The sequence below is a fragment of the Pseudomonas sp. HMWF006 genome, from assembly GCF_003061205.1.
GTDB classification, from domain to species: Bacteria; Pseudomonadota; Gammaproteobacteria; order Pseudomonadales; family Pseudomonadaceae; genus Aquipseudomonas; species Aquipseudomonas monsensis.
In genome coordinates, this window is the sequence record NZ_QAIU01000465.1 from 1,978 (window position 1) to 2,822 (window position 845).

Consider the following 845-nt stretch of genomic DNA (forward strand, 5'->3'; position numbering starts at 1 on the left):
CGGCGGGCGACTTCGGAAAAACTGCCGTGATCGAGCACCGCCACAAACAGCCTGAGTGCCTTGAATCCCAGCTCATTGAGCCCGTGCATGAATTGTCCTGCTGTGCGAGTTGCGCAAAAGTGTTGTCCGGATGCTCCCATTTATCGCACAGCGGCGCCAGCCGATAATCCGCGCCATCGTTGACTTGTACAGGTTTTGGTTATGCAGACGTTGGATGAAGTGAGTGGGGCGGCCCCGGTGGCCAAACCGGGATTGCGCCTGTTGTTGCTGCCGCTGGTGATTCTGGCCGGCATGGGCTTGTCGGTGGAGGCAGGCTTGCTCGGGCCGTTGGGGGCACAGGTCGGGCATTTGTGGGCGACCTTGAGCATCTTTGGCGTGGGTTCGGCGATCCTGTTTTTGCTGCTGTTGTTCGCCGGCCCACAGAAAGGCCCGGCGCTGACCGATCTGCCGCGCTGGCAATTGATTGGCGGCTTTTTGGGGCCGATGTATGTGGTGGTATTGACCCTGGCGACGCCGCATATCGGGATTGCGATGACGATGATTGCGATTCTCTCGGGGCAGGTCGGCAAGAGCGTGTTGATTGACCATTTCGGCTGGTTTGGCGCGACGCGCAAGAAGGTCAATGCCGAGCGGTGGCTGGCGTTGGGTCTGATTGTGGTGGCACTTGTTCTGATTGCGCGGGGTTGAGTGATGAGTCTGGTTATTTTGTTGGCGGTGGTGGTGTTGGCTGGCGCGGTGTTGAGTGTGCAGGCGGCGATCAATGGGCGTCTGGGTGAGACCGTCGGGGTGTTGCGCAGTAGTTTGCTGACTTTTTTTGTCGGGGCTGTGACGACCGGCTTGTTGAT

At 59.2% G+C, this 845-nt stretch carries 3 protein-coding genes; 2 read left to right on the plus strand and 1 reads right to left on the minus strand.

Going from position 1 to position 845, the window contains the following annotated elements:
• On the minus strand, positions 1-89 hold an 89-nt coding region (locus DBR24_RS33055), incomplete at its 3' end, for a LysR family transcriptional regulator (RefSeq protein ID WP_256591691.1).
• Between the two features lie 112 nt (positions 90-201).
• Between DBR24_RS33055 and DBR24_RS20375 the strand changes: the two genes are divergently transcribed.
• Entirely contained in the window at positions 202-687 is a 486-nt protein-coding gene (locus DBR24_RS20375; RefSeq protein ID WP_128615665.1) for a DMT family transporter, read from the plus strand.
• A gap of 3 nt (positions 688-690) precedes the next feature.
• Positions 691-845 (plus strand): DMT family transporter (locus DBR24_RS20380; protein WP_177490644.1); only part of this gene is annotated, 155 nt, incomplete at its 3' end.

Excerpts from the sequence above, each read along its gene's own strand:
- DBR24_RS20375 (WP_128615665.1), top strand. The coding sequence starts at position 202 with ATGCAGACGTTGGATGAAGTGAGTGGGGCGGCCCCGGTGGCCAAACCG.